Origin of the sequence: Enterobacter soli, assembly GCF_964208575.1 — a bacterium.
Taxonomy (GTDB): domain Bacteria; phylum Pseudomonadota; class Gammaproteobacteria; order Enterobacterales; family Enterobacteriaceae; genus Enterobacter; species Enterobacter soli_A.
On the sequence record NZ_CAXOFU010000021.1, the window covers coordinates 68,421 to 92,110 of the forward strand.

Consider the following 23,690-nt stretch of genomic DNA (forward strand, 5'->3'; position numbering starts at 1 on the left):
CAAGGAGACTACGATGGGAAAAGCACAGCAACGCCCTATTCTGATCACTGGCGCAGGCCGTCGCATCGGCCTCGCCCTTGCCCATCATTTTCTCAACCTTCACCAGCCGGTGATCGTCAGCTACCGCAATGACTATCCCTCAATAGAGGGGCTGCGCAGCGCCGGCGCAACCTGCATTCAGGCCGATTTTTCCACCGATGCGGGCATTCTCGACTTTGCCGAAAAAGTGAAATCCACCACCCGCGGGCTGCGGGCGATTATCCACAACGCCAGCGCCTGGCTTGCGGAAAAGCCCGACACGTCCCTGAGCGATACGCTCGCCTGCATGATGCAAATCCACGTCAATGCGCCTTACCTGCTCAACCATGCGCTTCAGGACCTGCTGCGCGGTCACGGTCACGCGGCGGGGGATATTATTCACTTTACGGATTACGTGGTGGAGCGCGGAAGCGACAAGCATATCGCCTATGCGGCCAGTAAGGCGGCGCTCGACAATATGACGCGCTCCTTTGCGCGCAAGCTGGCGCCGGAGGTGAAAGTGAACGCCATCGCCCCATCGCTGATTTTGTTCAACGAGGGGGACGACGCCGAGTATCGCCAGCAGGCGCTGAATAAATCGCTGATGAAAATCGCGCCCGGCGAAAAGGAGGTTATCGATCTTATCGACTATCTGCTGACCAGCTGCTACGTCACCGGCAGAACCTTCGCCGTCGACGGCGGACGTCCGCTGCGCTAGTGGAAGCGGCTCCAGAAAAAGATTAATACCCAGGCGCTGAGGCTCCAGCACACTACCGCCCCGCCCAGCGCCAGGGGCAGACGCATAAACCCGGTGAAGTACCACAGCGACAGCAGATAGAGAAAATAGGGAATGATTGACCACATCCCGAACACGATGGTGGTGCGCAGCGCCTCAATGCCCCGCTCGGACGCCACGATATAGTGGGCAATCAGCGCAAAGGTCGGGAAAAGCGGTATCAGCCCGGCAATATAATAGTTTTTCGTTTTCGCCAGAATGCCAATCAACAGCACCACCAGCGCACCCAGCGCGGCTTTGATCACCAGCCCCATGCTTTTTTCCTATAACAATCAAGTAACAAAGAGCCCCAGCATAGCGGAACCCGCGTTAATTTTGAAAGATTAATGGAAGGTTAAGGTTACGCGGTGTATGTTGGCTTTTTTCGCGAAAACAGACGCAGTATGAATAAGATCGTTTATGTAGAAGATGAGCCAGAAGTCGGTCAGTTAATCGCCGCCTATCTCGGCAAGCATGATATGGACGTTATTGTTGAGCCTCGCGGCGATCGCGCCGAAGAGGTGGTTATGCGCGAAAATCCCGATCTGGTGCTGCTGGACATCATGCTGCCCGGCAAAGACGGCATGACGCTGTGCCGCGATCTGCGCGCCCGGTGGGATGGCCCCATCGTACTTCTCACCTCTCTGGACAGCGACATGAACCATATTCTCTCGCTGGAGATGGGGGCGAACGACTACATTCTGAAAACCACGCCGCCTGCGGTGCTGCTCGCCCGCCTGCGGCTGCATCTGCGCCAGCGCGCAAGCATTGAGCGTGAAGCACCCGCCCCGTCGCTCACCCCGCATAAAGCGATGCGTTTCGGCACCCTGTCTATCGATCCCGTCAACCGCCAGGTGCTGTTATCCGGCGAGCTGATTGCGCTTTCAACCGCCGATTTCGACCTGCTGTGGGAGCTGGCAACCCACGCCGGGCAAATCATGGACAGGGACGCGTTGCTGAAAAACCTGCGCGGCGTGAGCTACGACGGAATGGATCGCAGCGTTGACGTGGCGATTTCGCGGCTGCGGAAAAAGCTGCTGGATAACGCCACCGAACCCTACCGCATCAAAACCGTACGTAACAAAGGGTATCTTTTTGCCCCACACGCCTGGGAAACCTGATAATTCCTCTTCCATTTATCTGATTATTTTTGTAATTTGCGCACCAGGATCCTTGCTATCCTGTTGCGCTACTGCATAATTAAATTAACACATCAGACCATTCTTAATGGGATACCGAAGTCGCAGTGCGATCCCCTGACCGGTCTGGCCATTCACCTCTTACATTACCGTTCCATACCAGACCTGTAAGCTTCTCCCTAAGAAGCCTGAACGCATTTTTCTCACAAAAATCTTGAAATGAGGATTTAAGCCCATGACGTATGTATAGCTACGATGACATAGTGAATATAAAGACCAATCTTGAATGGATTGTTCATCAAGCAACTGCCGGCCAGCATTTGCCAACTAAACCTGACCAAAAAGCCCTCTACAGTCTTCTGGAACTCATCCAGACCTACGAAGCCCTCCTTGATTTAATCAACGAATTCGGAACCTCCGTCATTGATGCCGATGTCGTTGAAGGTTTGTCCGTGACTGAAAGCCTGATCGCAAAAGTAAAACGCAGCTCGGACGCGATGTAATTCGCCTGTGACCATGATAAAACCGCCAGGGTCGGCGGTTTTGAGACCGTTCGTGCGCGAGGGATATTGTCAGGGGGAATAAACCCTGCTTTTATAGCCCCTGAATATCAACCCCGGCTCGGTGGGATTTAATGAAAAAGCTGTTTGTGCAGTTTTAGTGTGCAGAAAATTCGCAACTCATTGATATGGCTTTATTTACAATGATATCAGTGAGTTAGCCCGAAACGTTTAGCGGACATCTACGGACGTGCACGGTCTTTTTTGTGCCCCTATCGGTGTCCCTTCTTTCAAAATGCCCCCAATTTGCCCCCATAATCCCCCTCTTTTGCGTAGCTCCTTCCAGTTCCGCAACGCCCTGCTTTATCACCCCATCTACTTCTATCACAATGCCTCTGCTTTAAAACAATAGCTTCGGTGCGCACCTCTTTTTCTCCCTGCCCTATACTTTCAGTCTGGCTGACTGGAGGTTTCTATGTGTGGACGCTTTGCACAAGCACAAACCCGTGAAGAATACCTGGCTTACCTGGCCGGCGAAGCCGATCGCGACATCGCATATGACCCTGAACCAATCGGACGTTACAACGTCGCCCCCGGTACCAAAGTCCTGTTACTGAGCGAACGTGATGAGCAACTGCATCTCGACCCCGTGCTCTGGGGATACGCCCCTGGATGGTGGGATAAACCGCCACTGATTAACGCACGCGTCGAAACCGCAGCCACAAGCCGAATGTTTAAACCTCTCTGGCAGCATGGCCGGGCTATCTGTTTTGCGGATGGATGGTTCGAATGGAAGAAGGAAGGCGACAAAAAACAGCCCTACTTCATTCACCGCGCCGACGGACAGCCCATATTCATGGCGGCGATCGGCAGTACGCCATTTGAGCGTGGTGATGAAGCAGAAGGTTTTCTGATAGTGACGTCTGCAGCTGACAAAGGTTTAGTCGATATTCACGACCGCCGGCCGCTGGTTCTGTCACCTGAAGCGGCCCGGGAGTGGATGCGACAGGATATAGGCGGGAAAGAAGCTGAAGAGATAGCTGCAGAAGGTGCCGTTCCGGCAGACAAGTTTAGTTGGCACGCCGTGACGCGCGCCGTGGGGAATGTGAAGAATCAGGGTCCAAAGTTACTAGAGGCAACCCGATGAAATTACAAAGAAACCCAGAACGTCCGAATTTAGCGAAGAGGGGAGTTTAGTATCTACCATCAATGAAAAATGGCTACGATTAGACGTGTCTATTTATATGCTGATATTCACATTCTGGTGATAGCGCAATATAACAAGACCGCTAGAAAAGTTGCCATGTGAAAAAAATGAGGCGTGCAACCGGTAAAAACTCAACTACTCTCTTAGTATATTACTAACCGTGAGTAATCAAAATGGATCTATCCGCTAAACCCAAAACCTTGAAGATTAGCGACGTTAAATTTCAATCCGTAGATCTAGTAAAAGATCACGTATTTACAGCAGCTGACGCTCAGCTCATGAGCACATTTCCGATAGGACAAGTATCGGATAACAGCAAAATTTTTATTTTCAGTACCTCTTGCGGCGATTCAGCTCATAAATTCATCAAAGAAATTGCTCCCAGCATACAAAACGGGGAGCCTATACTGCTCGCAAACATTTTGAGGCATGACGCTGATCTAAACGTATGGACAAGGATCTTCAAACTGAGGGCCGAGTATCGCATGGTTTTAGTAACCAAAATTTATAAAGAGATGTATGACAAAAACGGACTTAGTATGGATGGCATCCATGATGTAATTGATAAATATTTGTCGTCAGTGCCTTTAGAACAGGTTTACTCAGGATACTCCCTAGAACATGCTGCGATCTCAGGCATTACCACATCATTGGCATTGAAAGACCTTTATGGCGTAACTGCAACCCCTTTACTGACCAGAATTAAGTGAGGCGCTCATATGGAATTAACCAGAAGATCTTTTGTGTTATCTGCTATTTCCATGACATTGTTTGCAAGCTATCAAAATCGTGCATTCGCCTGCAATGTTGAGGCAACTTATGACTCGCTTAAGCATATCAAAGCCGGTGTTTTGACAATGTGGGGAGTTACCGCACTGGAAGCAATAGTTGTCGGAACAACCATGACGTTTACGATGCCAGTATTTGTAACCATTCTCGGAGTTGCAGCTGCTTATGCGGTTTTTAAACAAAACGAAGAGTGCCTAAAAACGGGGTTTAGCAAATTCCTTAGTTTTTGAAAAGTGGACTGCATCTACGCAACATTAACTCTGAGACAGGGGGGGGTTAAAATGGAAATTTTTACGTAAGGGCTTTAAGTAAAGAATTGTGAATTCAATGAACTAAGTGGTCGTCGTCGCACCAGCAACGATATACATTCCCGACCTTTCCAATTGATGATTTTTGTAACGTCCAATTCTGGCGCAAAGCGGACCAAGGCATCAGGAAAATTTATCGGACTCTAAGCAGATCTGAATATCTCGTCGTATATCGAGGCGACAGCATTTCTCGTTTCATCTGCCAATGCTGCTGTATGCCCTGCCCAGCAAAGTAGAGCGTGCCTTTCCCGTCTTTCGCGTTGAGATGATCGAGAACCTCCATCAACCTCTCGCTACCTGCCCGCGGCGAATTCTCGTCGAAAAGGTTGAGCTGGGCTACCCCTTGGCTGAAAAAGTCACCGAGCATTATCCCCGCTTTCTGGTACCGGTGACCATCCTTCCAGATTTTGTCCAGGCACTTTACCGCGGCGTTGATAATGTCACGGGAATCCTGAGTGGGGGTGAGAAGCTTCATTGAAGCGCTGTTGCCGTAATATGGCTCATTCAGGGCAAAGGGTGACGTCTTCACGAACGCCGAGATAAAACGACAATACTGGTGCTCGCCACGTAGTTTTTCAGCGCCTCTGGCGGCATAAGAGCAAATGGCCTGCCTCATTTGTTCGTATTCAGTGATGCGTTCACCGAAAGACCGACTGCAGACGATTTCCTGCTTTGCTGGCGCAAACTCCTCCAGATCAAGACAAGGCTCGCCGCGCAACTCCCGGACCGTTCGCTCGAGTACCACGTTAAAGTGTTTACGGATAATCCATGTGCTTTGTTCTGAGAGATCCAGAGCCGTTTTAATGCCCATGGCGTTAAGCTTCTTACTTATGCGGCGGCCAACGCCCCAGACGTCCTCTACTGGCACGATAGCGAGCAATCGGCGCTGGCGGTCGATATTGGATAAATCAACTACCCCTCCCGTTTGCCGCTGCCATTTTTTCGCAGCGTGGTTTGCCAGCTTAGCGAGTGTTTTTGTCTGCGCGATGCCAACCCCAACGGTCAGGTGCGTACGCTTCAGAACGGTAGCGCGGATTTCTTTGCCAAACTCCGTCAGGTCCCGGCAGTTGCGAACACCAGTCAGATCGCAAAAGGCCTCGTCAATGCTGTAAATTTCTACCCGTGGCGACATCTCTTCGAGCGTTGTCATCACGCGGTTGGACATATCAGCATACAGTTCGTAATTGCTACTGAAGCAAATAACACCAGCGCGCCGGAATAGCTCTTTTTGTTTGAAAAATGGCTCACCCATCGTTATGCCAACCGCTTTGGCTTCCGCGCTGCGAGCGATAACGCAACCATCGTTATTGGACAGAACGACAACTGGCCGCCCTCTCAGGTCTGGCCTGAATACAGTCTCGCACGATGCGTAGAACGAATTCACATCACATAGAGCAAACATATTCAGCTCGCAGATTTAACGATGAAAGTCACGACGCCGAACACGTCGAGCGTGTCCTCGCTACCGACTATGATCGGTGAGTAAGCGCTGTTCATAGGATTGAGCTGCACTGTTGGGCGTAGCTGCAGGCGTTTAACAGTGAATTCCCCCTCCACCGCGGCAATGACGATGTCACCATGTTCAGCAGTGCGTGAACTGTCTACCACCAGCAGATCACCGTCGCTAATCCCGGCTTCGATCATCGAATCACCAGCTGCTTTGACGAAGTACGTTGAACTCGGGTGAGCGACAAGTAACTCATTGAGATCAATGCGCTGCTCCACGTAATCAGCCGCCGGACTTGGGAAGCCGCACTGAACCAAGTCGCTGAAAAGCGGGACTACGATAATTTCGCGTAACTCTGTCAGCCTGTAGAATTTCATAACGCACGCCTTAAATACTGTTTTTATATACAGTAGTTTTATTCTGAAATTCCCGCAATACAGAGGCGATGTCGTAGCTGTATGAAGCTTCACCGTTTTGTCTATAAGTTTCTATGTCGCCTCGAATTATGAATTTTGTAAATTTTTAGGGAGTAGCTTCAAGCGAGCAAATTTAAGCCTGTTTTGACAAAGGGAGCTTTTATAAAGTGTTTATGCTGCCACCTCATAAATGAGGACTACTTGCCTCCTGTCCTGCCTCGCTGACCATGTGAATAAGCTGGTTTTCAAGTTCCCTTACTCGACGAAGAAGCTGCCGAACAACAGGCACTAGATAAGCAGAGGCAACTTCAGCCCCATCAACAATCATTCCGTCTTTTATAATTCCGCCTTCACCATCTTCAAGTTCCTGTAACTTGATAAGTTCCTCATTGCGGGAATAAATGTCCTGAGCACGAAAACCAGCACGAAGGGTATCTGGCGCCCACTTCAGGGTGTACAGGATTGACTCCAGATCATTAATGAACATGACCGCCTCTTCCTCTGAGATAATTTTTTTCTCATTTTTTACGCGGATATCAGAAACCACAGGAGTGATTGTCCCTGCTACGGTTGTAATCGCGCTGTTGGAACGATTGAAGGTCCAGTATTGAGTGGTCGCTCCTGAGATACGGATCGAGAAGGATTCCAGTTCCTGTCCGCCTCCACGGATCCCGCCAATTCTCCATAAATCACTAAACCATTGGCCCCGTATCTCATTGGGGTAAGTACCGACTGTTAGTGTATCCGCAGGCTGATATGTGTAGATATCATTGATGCCAGGACGAGAACCTATGTGGCTCAGGCCGCGACCGTCAGCAACGGTGCTAACTACCTTCGCGAAGCCAACATCACTTGAACTTCCCAAACCGAGGTTTTTGCGAACGTCTGTTGCATTCGTTGCACCGGTTCCACCATCTGTAACCGCCAGCGCTCCGTTAGTACCCTTTTGAAGCAATTTACCGATGCCGGGTATCGAAACGCTGGCACCATTGATAGTCACTGTGATGCTCTGGTTTGCCGATGTCGTTGCGAACGCCTCCCACGCCCCAATGTTCTCGTCGTACTCGTTAATTAGCTGCGACATACTTTGCGCCAGGCCATCGACGGAGAGACTGTCGGTAACGAGAATTCCATACTTCTGGCCGCTCAGCGCCGGGGAAGCAGCAGGTGTAACCGTCATTGACGTGGCGCTGTTCACAGATGAAATCTGGAACAGCTGCACCGGGCTAGACATCACGATAATCGTCTGGCCAGCGCGAACCTGGCTGGCGGATGTCGTCCAGTTTGTGCCAGTGCCGGTTGCGGTATTTCCGTTAATTGCGATGGTGCCGGTGTTATAAAGCATGAACTACCTCACGATAATAACGATCGTTAAAAGCGATCAATCGTGTAAAATTGATCGCTCATATCAATCTGACTATTTTTTAAACTCAAATAAAATGGAACTTCCCGCATAAACAGGAATGTTGAAATGAAACTTTTATTTGCTGCAGCGCTTTTGCTGTTGGCTGGATGTACGAACAAACACACAGATTACGCATTCCAGATGGATTACCCGGTTGATGCAGCTCGTTTATCGCTGGGTGGTGATATTCACGTAAATATCGACTGTACCACGAGAGAGATTGAAGTTATTTCAGACAGTAGCAACGGAATATTCAGCCGCCATATTAATAAACGTTTGAGTAATATTTGCTATAAAAAAACGGATAAGCTGGATATTGTTTATCGCTTTAATTCAGCAAAGGGCGTGAAACAAGATATGATCGCGACTCATTACCCGCGCGTTCCTCCCGTATCAAATGCCAACAAACTGAGCGATGGGGATTCTTAATCCCCGTCCCTGAAACGTCTGGCTCCAGTTGCGCTGATTTTTTGAAATGTATCTTCCCTGCAATTGAGAGCCAGTCCATTTGAGAACTACGCCTGAATACCCGACAACCGTACCATCATCGCTGAGGTTTCCTGGGCAGTTGTTTATCAGAATCCAGGGATTGAAGCTTAGACTGACTGAAAAAGTATTATTCTGAAGATCATAATTCGCTGGCACATCAAAGAACCCGACAACGCGGGGCATTTTTGATGCAGAAACAGCACTCCAGATAAAAGTGCCAGCACTGTCAAACAAATCAAGATAACCGCTCTGCAATCCGACATTACGCGCTGTTCGGATCATATTCCCCGCATTATCTTCAAGCAGATCAGCACCAGGCATCCCGTATTTATTTGTACCCAATTGCAGCCATCGTAACCTTCCGTCATTCCAGAATGCCTGAGGCGTGGTGCCAAGTGTACTGCCATCACCAAACGGGCTATCAACACGGTAAAAGCCTTTATCGGTTACAGCACCCAACGCGCGCTGATCATAAAATAGAGTCGATCTGTTTTGTGAGTCCACCAGCAGTTTTCCATCGCTGTTGTAAACTTCGAATATGCTCATTGAAAGTTATAAACCTCAACATTGAGAGTGATTGCGGCACTTCCACCCGTGGGGAGATAGTAGAGAGTAAAGCCGCCGTTATAAGCGCGGCAAAAATACTCGTTTACAGTCAGTCCAGTTGAAACGATTGTGACAAACGTCCCGTCCTGCGTTGCGCCAGAAAAAGCGACATTTTTTGACGTCTCTCCGGAAGCAAGTGAAACCGTTGCGCTGCCCATATAACGGATCGCGTAATCGCTTAAATCTACTGCTATCCGCCCTGCACTATCCCAGCACTGCAAACCCTGTGGCATCACCATAACCCCATTCTGACGCGCAGCACGTTGTTGCTGTCATAGATGCGAATGAGAGTGCTGGATATCAGCATCCTCCCGCCCCCGGCCACGCCGTTAATTTCGAACGTCCCTCCCTTATCAAGCTTCCAGCCCGCAGATCCAGCCACATAGTTATTCGACTGGATATAGTTGCCGATTTTGGCGTTCTCAATGGTGCCATCCTGGATGAAGCTGGCCCGGATAAATGTCTGTCCGTTCTGGATCACGAACGGCAACGCCACGCTGTTACCTGCTGCCGTGGTGACGGCGAAGCGGTCAGCAAGGAAGATAACTTGTGACTGCATGCCGTTTGGCGTGTTCTCAACGCCAATCCCCATCCCTGCCGCGTAATACTGTCCGTTAGCGGCTACGCCAACTTTGATGTTATACATCGCGCTAATGTTGCCGTTAATGTCCGCCACCGCATTGGCGGTCTGCGTTATTGCCGCAGTTTGACCATTAACCGTTACATTTAGCGAATTGATCTTCGTCGCAGAGGCCTGGGTGAAGTCGGCCAGCGTTTCGGTGAGGTCAGTCGCGTTGGAGATATTCCCACCAGCTGAGGCATCCAGCGTCACCAGCGCGCGCGCAACCGCCGAACTGGTATCGGCAATGGTCGTATCAATACGGTCAATGCTGGCGCTATTCCCGGCGTTCGTGGCCGTCTGCGTGCGGCGGGTGGACACCTGCGCTAAGCTGTTCTGGATCACGGCTATTGAGGTGTTTTTGACGCCCCCGGTCATGCCATCAATCGAAACCGACATCTCGTCGATCTTCACTTCGGCCTGGGCCAGCCCGTCAGCGGTTTCTTTGATGGTCTGCGCCTGCTGCTCCAACTCGTCATTGGCCTTTTTGATATCGTCGACCACACCGGCTATTTTCTCGTTGCTGTCCACCGCGTTCTCGATCAGGTCTTTGAATGTATCGGAGCCTTTCATGTCTTCCAGAATGGCATCCGTGATGTCGGAAACATCGATGCTGGCCTGTCCTCGCACCCAGTCGGTATAGGCCCCCTGATTTCCTATCCGATCCACCAGCCGTGCCCGATACCAGAACTCTTGCCCTGCTTTCAGACCCATTTGCTGATAGAGCTTCTGGGGGTAAGGAACGGCAGCCAGGAGCATCGGGTTTGCCCCATCTGCGGTAACGCTGTATTGCAGCTCGGTGCTGAGTGTGTCTGCCGTGTCGGACGGAAATCCCCAGGTGACGTTAATCCCGAAAACAACGTCTTCAGACGCCGTAAGGCCGACCGGTTTTGGAACATCCCCGGTGCGTCCTTTCAGGTTAGTCAGCGCTGATGACGCCCACAGGCTGGACGCACCGCCGGAGTTAATCGCGCGCACGCGCACAAGATAGTCGCCCTCAAAAATACCTGGCACTTCGATATTGCGAAGGCCGGTCTCCTCCACGTTGATCCATTCGTTATCGCCGCGCTTCCACTGCACCCGGTAGGCGATCACGTCCGCCTGCGGCTTGCCGCTTTTATCCAGCGGCGCATCCCATGAGGCGGTTAGCGTGGCCACGCGCTGCCCCTGTTGAACCGAGTCATAACTCGACACCACAATGTTGGTCGGCTGGTTCACAAGCCCTGTCGGGATCAGGCTAATTGGCGGCGTATCCAGCCGGGCATTGTTATCTACTGCATCATATTTTGATGCGTTATATTCGGCCCCGGTGATTGTGAAGGTGTTTTCTTCATCATCAAAATTTAGGTTCGTCACACGAAAATATTGCAGGCGTAACTGCCCGGCATCGATAACGAATACAGCGTTGGGTAACGGTGCTGCCGTGAAAGGAGTGGCGACCACCAGCTGCGTGCCGTTTACGGCCTGGATCACCCTGCTTTCAACGGTACCGCCCTGTGTGCGGATCATCAGTGTGTCACCCGCAACGGCACTGGTACCCCGATCGGTTGTCACAGCTTTCAACCCGGCGTTATAGCCGGTTATACGCCCGCCATAGACACGCCCTGAAAGGCGTTCGTCGGCAAATGCAAACACGGTACCCGGCACGTAAACATAGCCATCAAGCCCGGTCTGTAGCGTGATAATCCGGTCGAGTGAGTTGGAGTACACAGCCCACCCGCCACGGCGCTGTGCTTCGCTCTCGCGCGTACAGCCGATTGCGGTGATCTGCGTCTGCTTAAACTTGAACTGCTTAACCAGGTCCGGGAACATCACCGCTGTTGTGCGGTCCTGGTAGTGATTGTCAGGGTCGCTGAAATTAATCAGCGCGCTTGAGAAGCGGGTCTTTTCACTGCCGCTCGAGTAAACCGGCTTGCCCACAACCGAAGCGCGGGTGAGGATTTGCAGCTTCGACGTATCCGCCGGCATATCAGAGACAACATTGAACATGTTGTTGCCCCAGAACGTCATGCCATTGAACCCCGCCGCGATGTCCTTGATTACCTGCCACGCATCAGCCTGCGACTGGATATAAACGTCAAACATAAAGCGCGGCTCGGTACCGTCTCCCCCCTTCCCGTCAGGTACTTTCTGATCACAACGCTGGGCGATACGATAAAGCTCCCACTTATCCAGCATCTGCGCCGTGACGCGTCGGCCAAGTCCGAAGCGCGGCTCAGTGAGTACATCGAACCAAATCCATGCTGGGTTATTCGTCCAGCCCCACTTAAACGTCCCGTCCCATGTGCCGCTGTAGGTTCGGGCTATCGGATCGTAATTCGAAGGGATGCGGATAATACGCCCCTTTGGTTTACAGGAAATCTTCGGGATGTTGTTGAATGACTTTGCGTTGAACGACACATACAGCAGCGCCGTGTGGGGATAGCGCAGGCGGGCATCAATCACCTCTGTGATGGCCTGTATCTGCGTTTTGTTCTGCAACATCTGGCTGGTGCTGTCGTCAGTGTCGCGTACCACGCGAATCTGCCAGCCCGTATTGGCTTTGGGAAGATTAATTCGATGGGTGAGTTCGTAGAGCGAACTGAGTTTCTCAGTCACAGTCCTTGTCATGACCGTCGAGAACGCACCGCCGTCTACGGCCAAGTCGATGTGATACTTGACGGTAGTACCGACGATATCGCCATTATTTTTCTGTTGTTGTAACCCTGGGATGCCCACTCGCACCAGCACCGCATCAATCTGTGTATTGCTGAGCGCCCGGGTCCACGGAGTAGCCTTTGTTAGCGACACTCCAATGGTGGTTTCATTCTCGACAGCAGGGAATCCAGAAATCGGCGTCTGTGTCTGGGTGCCTGGACGAAAATCCCATGATACGTTCTCGAAATTCATTGACCCGTCGGCATTGCCCAGCGGTGTGCCGTCCAGGAAAATACGGGTAGCATCCAGTCTACCAGCAAACTCGCCTTCCCCGAGTGCCAGCAACATGCGACAGCGCGCCATGGACTGCGCTGAGTCAGGCTGTTCTACGGGCGTGTGTTGCTTCTGGCTGCCACCTTTTGCACCAGTGATGGTTTCCATATTGCGTCCATAAAAAAAGCACCCGGTTGGGTGCTTATTGGTCTGAGGGGAGAATATCAAATGTCTTCAGCTACTACGCCGGCACTGATGATTCCGCCTCCAATCTCGCGCTCGCCATACAATAGTGAGATCGGATTTCCCATCGCCAGAGTGTTCACTGCACCGCCAAAGGCATAACTGGGTTTGTTGTCAGGATCATCACGCCCCTGGAGGCCTTTTGGCTGCGGCGAGAGCATCTGGTAAATTCCGCCGGCCATCATGCCGATACCAGCGGAGATCATCCCCGCACCAATTACTCCAGCTGAACCAAACGTCATCCCCGTGACGACAATACCCGCCACAACCATCACGGCTCCCAATATCGTCTGGAACAAGCCCGCTTTTTTTGCCCCTTCCATAACTGGCGCAATGCGAATATCGCTGCCACCAGCCAGCTCCTGGAAGTCCTGCACGCCGATGTTGCGCTTACCGCGGAACACTGCGAAGGTCATGCCGTTTTTTTTGGCATTCATCAGGTAGCTTTCCAGCCCGTCAAAGTTGATGCACAGCGCCTTCACAGCTTCTGCCGATGTCTGCACGGCCAGTTTGTGTACGCGCCCAAACCGGGCGCCCAGCGCGCCATACAGGCGGATAGTGGTTAAACGCGCCATGGCTTTATCTCCTGCGGCAGGTCTTTGTGACGAACGCAGATCATCGTTCGGTCTTTAAAATAGCCTCGGGAATATGGGGTAACGCAGGAAGGCTGTCCGTACAGGTGGTGGAGCAGCTCACCTTCTTCAGTGATGATGCCCGCATGGTTCCACTTATCAGAATCAACCTGCATGATAACCATGCTGCCTGGTGCCGGATCGCACTCGACGAAACCTTCCCGCTCCCAGTTTTCGAAATAGAGATTGTCGGGGTACTGGCTTTCCCACCATGGGTAATCCACGCGGAAATCGTTAAGCATCACGCCCTGGGTGGCGTGCCAGTCCATAATCAGCCCCCAGCAGTCGTGCGAGCCCAGAATGAACGGGCGACCAATCAGCGGGATAGCATCCGGCGTTACCTCTGCATATTCATCGCAGTCCGGCGCGTAGATGCCCCAGACCACGCCGGAGTTATTACACTGCTGGCGGTCGAGGTCTGACGGGATAGGTCGGGCGCCGTCGCCCGGGTGGGAATGGATGACGCGGACTATCGTTCCGGCATCCTCGGCATTTGCCCAGTGCTCGCCGTCAATGCGGAAATGCTCAGTAGGGTTTTCGTGGCTGTTCGGTACCGGGATGTAACGCTGACGCCGCCCCGCCTGGATAACGAAGCCGCAGCACTCGCGCGGGGATTCCTCCAGCGCATGTGCGCGGATCGCCGCCATAATGGTTTTGTTCATTTAGATGTCCGGTCATCGCGTAAAAAGTACAGTGGCAGGGAAACCACCAAAATCAAGGATGGCTGCGCTCGGCTCCGCCAGACCAGCGCCGAATCGTTTACGACAGTCACTGAGGCAGCCGCCGCACGCATCCAACGCCGGATCAGTCACCGCGTTACCCTTCGCATCGAAATACGCCGTACCGTTATAGGTACAGCCATCACCGCTGCGGTACTGGCCGCGCAGCGCCCACTCGCAGAGCGATGTGATTTGCCGGGTGGGAATTACGAGGCTTTGCAAATCGGCGGGACTGCTGAGCGTCCAGCTAACCACCTCATCATCTTCAGAGGTCTTGGTATCAAGCCAGAAGGTTTGAAGCGTGAACATAGACGGGTCAGCGGTCGGGTTCACCCCATCGGGGAAATTTACTGCATCCAGATAGACCGTGTAGGTGTCGATAATGCTCACCTTCGCATTCACCATATCCTTAAACTGAAGACACAGCGCGGTGATGTGCCCATCGAGATTCGACACGCTGAGATAAGGCTCTGCCGCCTGGTCAGTTGAGAGCGCCAGGCCGGTTATCTGGAATGGCCAGAAGTCATAGACCTTGCCGCCGAAAACGATCGGCTTTGGACCGAGCTTATTCTCGTCGCCCTTTGCAGCGTCTATCTCTGCTGGCGTGTGGGGGAAAGGTGCGTAGTGGAATCGGTGGATCCCGCCACTGAACTCAGAGGCGTCAACTTCAACCAGGCGAACTCTTCCACCCGGCGCCAGCATTGCCGCCTGATCGACTAATGACATTATGCGTAAACTCCGTATGCGCGTTTGATGGTGAAAGTCAGCTCAGCGAATTTGCTGCTGATCTGCGTTTTACGAACCGAGTCGGCTACTACGCGGTAAAGCCCCTTCTCTTCACCTGGCGGCGTAATGATGAAAGCCTTCACGGTATGAGCCAGTAGGAAATCACGCACCCTGTCCACTTCAGATTCGGCGCCAGTGTGTTTCATCGGGATCTGAATGGCCGTGGAGTTGATGCCGTTCGCAGCAACCTGTTCATAACCATCGCCGAACTGCGCCGTGCGCACCGTCTGGCTGTATTCAATCGACCCAGCACCGAGCTGCGAGCGCCAGTTGTAGGTTTCAACCGCCATATTTTCTCCAAAAAAAAGCCTCGCATTAGCGAGGCTGTAATACTGTTTGGTTGCCCAGGCGTGGCCTGGGTTCATTTCTTACTAGGAAATAAAATTACGTTTGTCATATCAGGGTCTTCATCAACAGCATCTTTATATTGCCTGAATAACGAAAGCCCAATTTCAAGTTCTGCGCAGAGCACTGTGCGATTACCATCAAATCCTTGAGGTGATACAAGGCCGATGTTTTCCATTAGTTCAACCAGTTGTCCTGCCCGGTTGTACCCTATTCGAAAGTTTCGCTGAATGCCCGATATGGAAACCTTCTGATTGATAACAACCCACTCAATTGCGGGTTCGATCAAAGGATCATCAAAGTAATTATCCATAAACAGATTACTCCGAAGGGGTTGGGCCGCAGCGGCTGACATAAGAGTTTCCGTCGAGATCTATCCACGATTCATCTCTTCCATCGCGATAAATAGCTTTTTCTCCGACTTCATAACTCACGCCTTTGGAAAACATCCCTTTCGAGGTCATCTTTAGATGAACATAAAAAGGATGATATCCAACATACGCACCAAACCCATTTTTGCCAGCGACTCTGCCACATACGAAACCACTGACAACATCACCGGACTCCTGGTTTTTGTCCATGTTGAACCTAACCATTTTGAACTTGGCGCTATCCGGGTCCATCAACCCATTTGCAATTTCTTGCTGCCCAAGTTGAAGTGCTTTTTCCTCTGAAGGTTTACACGCAGCAAGTGCGATGCAGGCTAAGCTTAAGCAAATAATTTTTTTCACAATCATCCCCTGACTATCATATTTTTTCTAATAATAACCAGGGGATATGAGAATGTAACGCGATGAGCTGATATTACTTTTTCACAAAGTTCCCGCCGATAGCCCCATCATCCCTGATGGCTCGGATGATGCCTTCCTGTACGTATTGCTTCATCCTCTCCGCTAACGCCCGGGCTGCCGCATCTCCTCCCCCGCTAGTATTTGCTGTCGCGTTTCCTTTGTTATCGACATAGATATCCACGTAGATTTGAGGCCCAGAACCACCAGCACCATCCGCCCTCACACCGAGACGCCCCGCAGAATCACGAGTTAGCGGCATGATTGCTTCAGCACCAGCCTCTGCGAAGACTCCGCCTTTCGCAAACTTAGATGCGCCCTGGAATGTGAAATACTGAGGAGTATCGTAAACACCGTTCACATACTTACCCAGGCCAGGAGATTCATAGACGCCACCTTTAGCATTGAAGGTTATGCCAGCAGCGGCGTTTGCATATGATCCGCCAGGAGTGCTGCCACCGCCAATGCCACCACTTATCCAGCCCATTGCGGCCTGTACTGCATAGGCGACCAGTAACCGGTTGGTCACCTCGGCGATCATCTTTAACATGGAATTTGTGAATTCTTTGAGGCTGGCAGTTCCAGTTGTGACCAAACTGGTCAGCATGTCGGAAAGGCCGCTGAAGGTGGATCCAGCCACGTTACGCATTGCTTCGAATGTGTTAGTTGCAGAATCCGCATAATCGGCCCATCCGCGCTTTGCTCCAGCCTGCCAATTACTGCGAAGTTCGTCTTCCTTACGGTATGTCTCTTCCTGCTGAGCCAAAACTTTTTTTTGCGCGTCAGTATTGAAGGCATATGTCTCAGACAAACGCTGACGTGTTGCCGCCCGCTCTGCCTCCCTGGTTGAAGTCCCTTCTGCTGCCGCATCAATTTCTGCTTGCCTAGCTGCCTGCTGCTGAGCAAATTTAGTCGCCTGTTCGGCAAGAGCATTCAGTTTCTGCTGTCTTGCGATCTGATCGCCCAATGCAGCATTAATATCAGCCTGCGCGAGAAGTTTATCCTTATTGGCGAGCAGTGACTTCTCATCAATGGTAAGCGCACGGCCTTTTGGATCATTTGCCGTTGCCTCGAGAATACTGATTTTGGAAATCAGTTCCCATTGCTGCTTACGCTGCTGACTGATTACATCGTTAATATCACGATGTTCTCGAAGCGTTTTTAGCTGAGCTTGCAGAGCTAAAGTCTCAGCATTGTACGTGTCGGTTGAGCGATCACCTACAGACACCTTAACGGCTGGAGTTTTGGGCGTTTTGCTTGGATGAAATTGCTTGTTTATCGCGTCAACTGCCTGTTGGCGTTGTTGATCACTCCATTTATCAGGAGCAAGTGCGACATTTTTCCATAATTCAGAAAGGGCTTTACTGCGTTTCTCTTGCCAGGTGGCAGATTGCTCGAGGATGCGGTTTCTATAAATCAGCGCATCGGTGCGCTTATTATCAACCTCTATACCTTTTTGAACAGAAACATTGATATCTTCCTGAAGCTGTGCGGCTTGCTGAAGTGGCCCTATCTGAGCCTTCAAAGCGCTTATCGCAGATAATTGTGCTTTCCTACGAGCGTCATACTCCTGATCATTACTGCTGGCATCATAGCTGTACCCATAACCTTGACGCTGCCTTTCTGGAAGCAGTGCCTTTTCTCGCTCAGCCAGCTCTGCCTGCATTTTTCGAAGCATATCATTTGGAGCATCAGGGCGACCGATATTCAGAAGCTCGTCCCACATCCCCTTGAGTGCTTTACTGACGCTGCCAGCGGCCCTCTCGATTAATCCCATATTGTCGAGGATTTGCTGACTACGCTTCTGCTCAGCCTGGCTGTAGGCTTTTGCTGCTGCTTCCGCTGCGTCCTCTTTTTCACCGCGACGCTCCAGTGAAGATATGTAGTCGTATTGCGTAGATGTCAGAAAGTGAAGGGTCGAATTAAGATCTTCTGCCGCCTTGGTTGGGCTGGCATATAATTTTTGGAAGTTCTTAATAGTGGTATCTACTGACTGGCCAGTGGCCTCCTGCATAGCCAACGCCGCTCTGGTGATTGTTTCGAGCTGATCGGTTTTAAACGTACCGGCCCCAACCACCTCTGCGAGCGTACGAGCAGCTGCGGCAACTTTACCGCTTGAACCACCAATTTTTTGAGCCAGGTCTGTCAGTTGGTTCGCCGATTTAGCTGAATAATTTCCGGTTAATATGAGCTGCTTATTAAACTCCCCAGCTTCTTGGCTGCCTTTGTACCAAGCTACAGCTATTGCCCCAAGGCCAACTACTAGGCCGCCAATCCCCACCGTCACCGGATTAATGAAACCAATCAGGGTGCGTAAATAATCGCCTACACCAGTCAGCGCGCCCTTGACTCCACCAAACTGGTCTTTAATCTGCCCACCCTGCTGGAGCAGGATCAGGAACGGAGACTGCCCCCCAGCCAGCTGCGTGGCGATGTCGGTGAACTGTGCCGGTAGCGAACGCATCGCTGCGCTGTACTGGCCTACAGAGATTCCGGCGCGGCGGGCCGCCGCCTCTTGGCGGGATAGCGCCTCTGGGAGAGCGTCAGCAACGCCAGAGAGTCGTTCGCGGGTTTGGCTGAGAATGTTATTGAAGTGCTCGAACTGAGCGCCGTTAATGCGCCCTGCTTCGAAATGGGCCACCAGTTGTGCGTGTTGTTCATCCAGTGAGTTGAACGCGCGGATTGTCGGGTCGATGGAGCCCAGCAGGTTCTTTAACGCTGCGGACTGCTTCTCGGCGGCTTTAGTGGCGGCCAGTTCGGCCTGGGCGCGTGCCGCGGCTTCTCCGGTATCGGTCAGCTTAAGACGGGTATCGTCCAGGATTTTGTTATAAGCCTGGAAGGTGTCGGTATCCAGAAAGCCTTTGGCCTGAAATTTACGCAGGGATTCCTGCTGTTCATCCAGGCGGTTCAAAGCCTTGGTGACCGGATCGATATTCTCCAGAAGGCCTTTGAGCGCAGTCTGCTGCTCTTTGATACCTTCGCTGCCCTGCTTCGCAGACTCCGCGCCAGCGCGAAATACGCTGTTAAGGTCATCGGCTTTACCTACGGCTCCCGCCGCGGCTTCACCGAGCTTGTCCAGTTCATTGCTGGCTGTTTTCAGGTCAGAAACATCGGCCCGCAAAGTAATCGAGGCGATTTGGTCAGTCATTATTTCGTCTCCTTGTGCATTACTTTGAGAGCCTCGCTTTCCATAATTTGAAGGTCAGCCATGCAGGTCGCCGCATCCTCAACCCCGTGTAAATCGAACATCCAGGGGAGAACGTTATAATCAAGGCCGGTCGCACCGTTCGCGCCAACGCGCCACTGAGTCGCCAGCGCAGAGAAGATAGTGAAGGGCTTCCATACTGACGGTAGGATCCCCACCTCTTCCTCCACATCCTCAGGCGTCAAACCAAAAGCGCTCAGCTCCGCGAGCGTCGGACCCGGCGTATACAACGCTGCGGCGACCTGCCTCAGTTTTTTTCGCGAATCCCCATCAGCTCTTTGGTGTACGCCATGCCGATGCTGTCAAAAGCACGCGGATAGTTTTGCAGGAGGACAATAACGTTTTCGCGGTTGAACTCGTCCGGCAGAGCCCATCCTTCGACAATTTCCATGAGGTAGTCAGCTTGCGGCTCGATAACAGCCTTTTTACCTTCCGCAGCCTTTTGCATCTTCGAATCCATGGCACGCAACTCTTCGAGCGTTTTATGGCGGAAAGTGAACGTCAGTTTGCCGTCTTCGGCGCCAGCGCGTGGGATACTGGCGGTAACAGAAAAGGTTGGGTTTGGGATCAGGGAGAATTGGGTCATTTCGATTCCTTAAAAATGAAAAACCCGCCGGAGCGGGTCTTAAATTGGATAATGGTAATTGTACAACTCGTATGAAAGCCAACCTGCAACTAGTGGCTCTTAGCCTCTGAGATCTGTTGGTAGCTACTTGTTATTTTGTCCATCAAAGATTTTTCGATTTCAAATGTGAAGCTTTCTCCAGTTGTAACACTGACAACGCATCTAAAATCTTTGGGGTCGGCATTATGTTCTTTTAAACCCAATGCTATTTTTTCAATCCATTCAGAGCCACTATCAATATCTATCCAAAAAGTTGCCTGTTCTCCATAATCTAATTTTTGAGGCAGCTGCATTGATAATGGTGAATGGAACGGCTGATAAAACGTAATATCTTTTTTGAATGTCCAATTTATAGCTGTAACTTTTACGGTATAAAGCGCAAGATTTGTAATAACAATCATCACCCCTTTTTTTTGATAGGGTCCTTGCCACGTTACACCAACATTTATACGGCAACTGATATGTGCCTTAGGCTTTTTTAGACCCAGATGCAAAGATACACACACTGCCAAAAAGGTCGCTATTCCAGCAACCCATGTACCTATCATTGACCAAAATGCCCAACTAGCAGCATCCTGAGCGGCCTTTAGAGTGGCCAACGCCATCACTTTCTCATCCATAAAAACCTCACTTTTTTGGATGAGTATATTCGAAAGCACTTTAACAGGCACACCGCGGATACCTGCTGGAACACCTTTGTACGTAGGTATAAAAATAAGCCCGGCGTACCGGGCCTGATTGGTTAGCTGATCGTGACAGTACACGCAGCAGAGGTGATGGTTTTGCCCGCTGCATCGGTGACTTCACAGGTATAAACATCAGCATCACCGGATGCAACCGATGCGATATTGAACGTCGAAGCGGTTTTGCCCGGAACGGCGGTACTGCCCTTTTTCCACACGTAGGTGTACGGAGCGGAGCCACCCTGCATAACCACGGCCAGATCCAGCGCAGCGCCAACTGCAAGAGATTTGGTGGCCGGGAGATCAGTAAGGAACGCCAGAGGAATAGCCGAGGAATCAGCAATGGGGTAAATCTGCATGTCCGATTCGAAGTTCATGCGCGCTTCGTTGCTCTCCACAGCGTTAATTTCAGTACGCGGAACGCGCTGGAAGGAAACCTTGGCAGAGTAATAACGATCCGCTTTGCCGCGCGGGTTGTGGAACCACACCGCCGTGGTATCGCTGGAATCATCCAGGTCAATCAGGCGCTTGTAGATCGCCAGCTGTGGGTCGTGTGCAAAGGTGTAGACCTGAACCACGGCGTTTTTGAATGTTGGGATAGTTCGTGCTTTGTCGTCCTCGAGGAACTGCACGCTGATGGTCTGCTGGTCACCGCCTTCGGTGGAAAGCGTCATGACTTGCGGCATGGTGATCCACGAATCAACTTTGCGCAGTGTACCCGCGCCAGTGCCTGCCGGGAATTTAGTGGTGTCGGTAGTATCGAACGCATCAAGAACAATTTTGGTGCTGGTCACCGACTTGACGCGCACCACCATGTTGTCGAGCTTGAGCCAGCCAGAGCTGACCTGGACGACATCACCCGCCAGGATGCCAGCGGCAGATGCAACAGTAAGTTCGCATTCCGTCGCGTTGGAAGCTGCTGTAAAGGTGATCGGAGCCTGATAGGCTTTGGCCACGTTCACACGCGAGCCATTAGGGATTGCGAATGCCATAGCACTCTCCTGAATTTAGGTAATAAAAAACCCGCCGGGCGGCGGGTCAGTAATCAGCGCGGTACTGCATACTGACAGGGGTGGTGTAGGTGATGGAGCCGCTCGAGCCGTTGTGGCTCGCGGTACGATCCTGGATTGGCTGGCGCACCTGCGGCGGGCCATTGATGTACACAGTCAGATCACCATCCACCAGCGGCAGCCCTTCAGGAAAGGCATCGGCCACAGACTTAGCCAGCCCCCTTACCAGTGCCACGCCGCTGCCTGCCGGTGCGATGATGTTGAGCTGGAGAATGCCCTGATACGTGCGCAACTGGCCTTCCAGATCCTGCCCCACGGTTTGCGCCGGCAGAACATAAACACGCCCGTAAGGCGCATTATCCGGTGGAGTAAACGCGATGTTCGGCCAGGCCACCGGCAGCCCGAGCGAGGAGCAGATAACCGCAACACGACCTTCCAGCAGGTCAGCTATCCGCATTGACTGGTCATCGGCCACTGCGCACCTCACTCATTGCATCACGGAACAGCTGCGCCGCGTCGATAGCTGTAATGCCCACCATCCCGCCCGGCGCCTGGGTGGAATGACCGTTTTCCAGCGCCTGGGCATACGGCAGGTTGTTGGTGAAGTAAATCGAGCTGACTTGCCCCACGCGGAAAACCTCCAGCACCGCCATGCCGCGGGAGCTGGAACCCTGGCCGGAAGCATCCGGGGTGTCGTTACTTTCGGTTGGCTGGCGATCAAAGCCAACATACCAGTTATTTTTGAAACGTCCTCCGACATAACCTTCTGGCTTTTTGATGTCCATCGAGTCGTTTACGCGCAGCCCGCGCTTAAGCCGTCCTGATTTGGTCAGGTTGGCCGGATCATCACGCAGTGTCGCGTTGTGCTCCCTCACCGCAGTGTTGTACGCCGCTGCGGTCTGGTTGACCTGCCAGATATCCGGCTGACCCACCGGGGACATCTCCACCAGCTGAGCGAGAATTTTAATACCCGTCCGGCGCACCGCCTCGTCCATCTCCTGCTTTGAGCTATCAACGAACAACTGAATTCCAGCCAGGAACGGCTGATTAGCAGAACTGGTCATAGTCACGCCCTCAGCTGAATGTTGTATGAAATCAGTACATCGGCAGGCTTAACCGGATTCGGCTGCACAACGCGCCATTTCTTGCCGTCGATTTCGATGCGATCATCGATACGCACTTCCGTTTCGAACGTGGCCGCCAGCTTCTTATCACCGGTGGCGATCAGGGAGCCGTCTATTTCGCGGGAGGAGTATTCGGTGATAACGCCGGTGACGACAGCAGTAGTTGCCGGAGTAGTGACTTCTTTTCCGGACGAGTCTCGGATGGCGCCGCCGCCGCGGGTAAGCTGGTATGCCTTCCCGTTATCGGTGAGCAGCCGGGTAGCCGTAGCGCGCATTCGTCGATAGTCGATTGGCATATCACCCCCTTTCGATGCGGATCTGATTTCCGCCCACCACCAGCCCGCGCAGCGATGAATAAAACCAAGGGAATGACGGCGCGGCCTTATTCGTGCCCGGTTCATACTGCACTGTCACCGCACCCTCGACGCGCTCCATCGTCACTGCCCCGCCACCAGCAACCGAAGGCGTCAGGTCAATCTCCTGCGATTCGATAGCCAGGCGGCACTGCGCATCAACCAGACGCTGCGGAATGGAGTCATCCGGCAGGTCAATGCCATCGAGGCGAACACCGGAGCGTGGCCATGACAACGGCTGCGATGCTCTGGAGCGCCGGCCGCGCCAAGTCCTCCCCTCCAGATAATCCATCGCCTGCATTAGCATTTGACCGCACTCGCCGTCATCGGCAGGAACGGTATAGCCGCGCCCCGCCGCGAACGCGCGCAGGTCATTAACGCTGGCGTAGCTGTTGAAATCGGGCGAATGAGGATCGGCAACCAGCATAGTTACTCCTCCAGACGCCAGTCTAGCGCCAACCAGTTATCCACCTCATCACAATGAACATCTGCGCGCAGCGGCCCGCCAGGGAATTCAGGAGTGTCGCGCATCATGACCACCAGTTCATT

The 23,690-nt window shown here is 52.2% G+C and carries 29 protein-coding genes; 7 read left to right on the forward strand and 22 right to left on the reverse strand.

From position 1 onward, the window contains the following. Positions 1-13: 13 nt before the first annotated feature. The gene (gene folM / locus AB6V08_RS18870) at positions 14-736 is read left to right on the forward strand and encodes a dihydromonapterin reductase (protein WP_368544344.1); all 723 of its coding nucleotides are present in this window, start codon (positions 14-16) and stop codon (positions 734-736) included. Here the strand turns inward: folM and AB6V08_RS18875 are convergent. Beyond that, positions 733-1,068, reverse strand: coding sequence for a GlpM family protein (locus AB6V08_RS18875; RefSeq protein WP_368544345.1), 336 nt, complete (start codon positions 1,066-1,068; stop codon positions 733-735). The genes folM and AB6V08_RS18875 overlap by 4 nt on opposite strands. 129 nt (positions 1,069-1,197) lie before the next feature. On the opposite strand from AB6V08_RS18875, the gene rstA reads away from it, so the two are divergent. The 5 genes from rstA to AB6V08_RS18900 all read left to right on the forward strand — a co-directional run bounded on the left by rstA (position 1,198) and on the right by AB6V08_RS18900 (position 4,658). Continuing rightward, positions 1,198-1,914 (forward strand): two-component system response regulator RstA, encoded by a 717-nt coding sequence (rstA, locus tag AB6V08_RS18880; protein WP_368544346.1) that lies wholly within the window; start codon positions 1,198-1,200, stop codon positions 1,912-1,914. Positions 1,915-2,174: 260 nt separating this feature from the next. Then, positions 2,175-2,435: a hypothetical protein gene (locus tag AB6V08_RS18885; protein WP_368544347.1), complete on the forward strand. Its 261-nt coding sequence runs from the start codon at positions 2,175-2,177 to the stop codon at positions 2,433-2,435. A gap of 472 nt (positions 2,436-2,907) precedes the next feature. Continuing rightward, a complete protein-coding gene (locus AB6V08_RS18890; protein WP_368544348.1) occupies positions 2,908-3,579 on the forward strand; it encodes an SOS response-associated peptidase in 672 nt (223 codons plus the stop codon). A 233-nt stretch (positions 3,580-3,812) separates the two neighbouring features. After that, entirely contained in the window at positions 3,813-4,349 is a 537-nt protein-coding gene (locus AB6V08_RS18895; protein WP_368544349.1) for a hypothetical protein, read from the forward strand. Positions 4,350-4,358: 9 nt separating this feature from the next. Further along, on the forward strand, positions 4,359-4,658 hold the full coding sequence (locus tag AB6V08_RS18900) for a hypothetical protein (RefSeq protein ID WP_368544350.1): 300 nt from the start codon (positions 4,359-4,361) through the stop codon (positions 4,656-4,658). 211 nt (positions 4,659-4,869) lie between these two features. Here the strand turns inward: AB6V08_RS18900 and AB6V08_RS18905 are convergent, their stop codons facing one another. From AB6V08_RS18905 to AB6V08_RS18915, 3 genes are all read right to left on the reverse strand, one after another. Further along, a complete protein-coding gene (locus AB6V08_RS18905) occupies positions 4,870-6,138 on the reverse strand; it encodes a Y-family DNA polymerase (RefSeq protein ID WP_368544351.1) in 1,269 nt (422 codons plus the stop codon). A 2-nt stretch (positions 6,139-6,140) separates the two neighbouring features. Continuing rightward, on the reverse strand, positions 6,141-6,560 hold the full coding sequence (locus AB6V08_RS18910; RefSeq protein ID WP_368544352.1) for a translesion error-prone DNA polymerase V autoproteolytic subunit: 420 nt from the start codon (positions 6,558-6,560) through the stop codon (positions 6,141-6,143). A gap of 223 nt (positions 6,561-6,783) precedes the next feature. Continuing rightward, entirely contained in the window at positions 6,784-7,944 is a 1,161-nt protein-coding gene (locus AB6V08_RS18915; RefSeq protein ID WP_368544353.1) for a tail fiber domain-containing protein, read from the reverse strand. Positions 7,945-8,070: 126 nt separating this feature from the next. Here AB6V08_RS18915 and AB6V08_RS18920 point away from each other — a divergent pair, with 126 nt between their 5' ends. Further along, the gene (locus AB6V08_RS18920) at positions 8,071-8,433 is read left to right on the forward strand and encodes a hypothetical protein (RefSeq protein WP_368544354.1); all 363 of its coding nucleotides are present in this window, start codon (positions 8,071-8,073) and stop codon (positions 8,431-8,433) included. Here AB6V08_RS18920 and AB6V08_RS18925 read toward each other — a convergent pair. The 18 genes from AB6V08_RS18925 to AB6V08_RS19010 form a co-directional block, all read right to left on the reverse strand. After that, complete coding sequence (locus AB6V08_RS18925) at positions 8,398-9,039, reverse strand: hypothetical protein (protein WP_368544355.1); 642 nt, start codon at positions 9,037-9,039, stop codon at positions 8,398-8,400. The genes AB6V08_RS18920 and AB6V08_RS18925 overlap by 36 nt on opposite strands. Then, positions 9,036-9,338: a hypothetical protein gene (locus AB6V08_RS18930; RefSeq protein ID WP_368544356.1), complete on the reverse strand. Its 303-nt coding sequence runs from the start codon at positions 9,336-9,338 to the stop codon at positions 9,036-9,038. The genes AB6V08_RS18925 and AB6V08_RS18930 overlap by 4 nt, the downstream gene beginning before the upstream one ends. Continuing rightward, on the reverse strand, positions 9,332-12,796 hold the full coding sequence (locus AB6V08_RS18935; RefSeq protein WP_368544357.1) for a host specificity protein J: 3,465 nt from the start codon (positions 12,794-12,796) through the stop codon (positions 9,332-9,334). The genes AB6V08_RS18930 and AB6V08_RS18935 overlap by 7 nt, the downstream gene beginning before the upstream one ends. Positions 12,797-12,852: 56 nt before the next feature. Beyond that, positions 12,853-13,446 (reverse strand): tail assembly protein, encoded by a 594-nt coding sequence (locus AB6V08_RS18940; RefSeq protein WP_368544358.1) that lies wholly within the window; start codon positions 13,444-13,446, stop codon positions 12,853-12,855. Next, the gene (locus AB6V08_RS18945) at positions 13,434-14,165 is read right to left on the reverse strand and encodes a C40 family peptidase (RefSeq protein ID WP_368544359.1); all 732 of its coding nucleotides are present in this window, start codon (positions 14,163-14,165) and stop codon (positions 13,434-13,436) included. Before AB6V08_RS18945 ends, AB6V08_RS18940 begins: the two co-directional genes overlap by 13 nt. 12 nt (positions 14,166-14,177) lie before the next feature. Beyond that, positions 14,178-14,948, reverse strand: coding sequence for a phage minor tail protein L (locus tag AB6V08_RS18950; RefSeq protein ID WP_368544360.1), 771 nt, complete (start codon positions 14,946-14,948; stop codon positions 14,178-14,180). Further along, positions 14,948-15,298, reverse strand: a complete 351-nt coding sequence (locus AB6V08_RS18955; RefSeq protein WP_368544361.1) for a phage tail protein — start codon at positions 15,296-15,298, stop codon at positions 14,948-14,950. Before AB6V08_RS18955 ends, AB6V08_RS18950 begins: the two co-directional genes overlap by 1 nt. Positions 15,299-15,369: 71 nt before the next feature. Further along, the gene (locus AB6V08_RS18960) at positions 15,370-15,666 is read right to left on the reverse strand and encodes a DNA translocase FtsK (protein WP_368544362.1); all 297 of its coding nucleotides are present in this window, start codon (positions 15,664-15,666) and stop codon (positions 15,370-15,372) included. A gap of 7 nt (positions 15,667-15,673) precedes the next feature. Next, positions 15,674-16,084, reverse strand: coding sequence for a hypothetical protein (locus tag AB6V08_RS18965; protein ID WP_439649900.1), 411 nt, complete (start codon positions 16,082-16,084; stop codon positions 15,674-15,676). Between the two features lie 73 nt (positions 16,085-16,157). Continuing rightward, on the reverse strand, positions 16,158-19,289 hold the full coding sequence (locus tag AB6V08_RS18970) for a phage tail tape measure protein (protein ID WP_368544364.1): 3,132 nt from the start codon (positions 19,287-19,289) through the stop codon (positions 16,158-16,160). Continuing rightward, positions 19,289-19,576: a DUF1799 domain-containing protein gene (locus tag AB6V08_RS18975; RefSeq protein ID WP_368544365.1), complete on the reverse strand. Its 288-nt coding sequence runs from the start codon at positions 19,574-19,576 to the stop codon at positions 19,289-19,291. The genes AB6V08_RS18970 and AB6V08_RS18975 overlap by 1 nt, the downstream gene beginning before the upstream one ends. A gap of 17 nt (positions 19,577-19,593) precedes the next feature. Then, on the reverse strand, positions 19,594-19,932 hold the full coding sequence (locus tag AB6V08_RS18980; protein WP_368544366.1) for a phage tail assembly chaperone: 339 nt from the start codon (positions 19,930-19,932) through the stop codon (positions 19,594-19,596). A gap of 89 nt (positions 19,933-20,021) precedes the next feature. After that, positions 20,022-20,591, reverse strand: coding sequence for a hypothetical protein (locus tag AB6V08_RS18985; RefSeq protein ID WP_368544367.1), 570 nt, complete (start codon positions 20,589-20,591; stop codon positions 20,022-20,024). 122 nt (positions 20,592-20,713) lie between these two features. Then, a complete protein-coding gene (locus AB6V08_RS18990) occupies positions 20,714-21,646 on the reverse strand; it encodes a phage tail tube protein (protein ID WP_368544368.1) in 933 nt (310 codons plus the stop codon). A 46-nt stretch (positions 21,647-21,692) separates the two neighbouring features. After that, positions 21,693-22,121: a DUF4128 domain-containing protein gene (locus AB6V08_RS18995; RefSeq protein WP_368544369.1), complete on the reverse strand. Its 429-nt coding sequence runs from the start codon at positions 22,119-22,121 to the stop codon at positions 21,693-21,695. Positions 22,122-22,128: 7 nt separating this feature from the next. Further along, on the reverse strand, positions 22,129-22,728 hold the full coding sequence (locus tag AB6V08_RS19000; RefSeq protein ID WP_368544370.1) for a hypothetical protein: 600 nt from the start codon (positions 22,726-22,728) through the stop codon (positions 22,129-22,131). Between the two features lie 2 nt (positions 22,729-22,730). After that, positions 22,731-23,084, reverse strand: a complete 354-nt coding sequence (locus AB6V08_RS19005) for a hypothetical protein (protein WP_368544371.1) — start codon at positions 23,082-23,084, stop codon at positions 22,731-22,733. Between the two features lies 1 nt (position 23,085). After that, on the reverse strand, positions 23,086-23,568 hold the full coding sequence (locus tag AB6V08_RS19010; RefSeq protein WP_368544372.1) for a DnaT-like ssDNA-binding protein: 483 nt from the start codon (positions 23,566-23,568) through the stop codon (positions 23,086-23,088). Positions 23,569-23,690 lie beyond the last annotated feature (122 nt).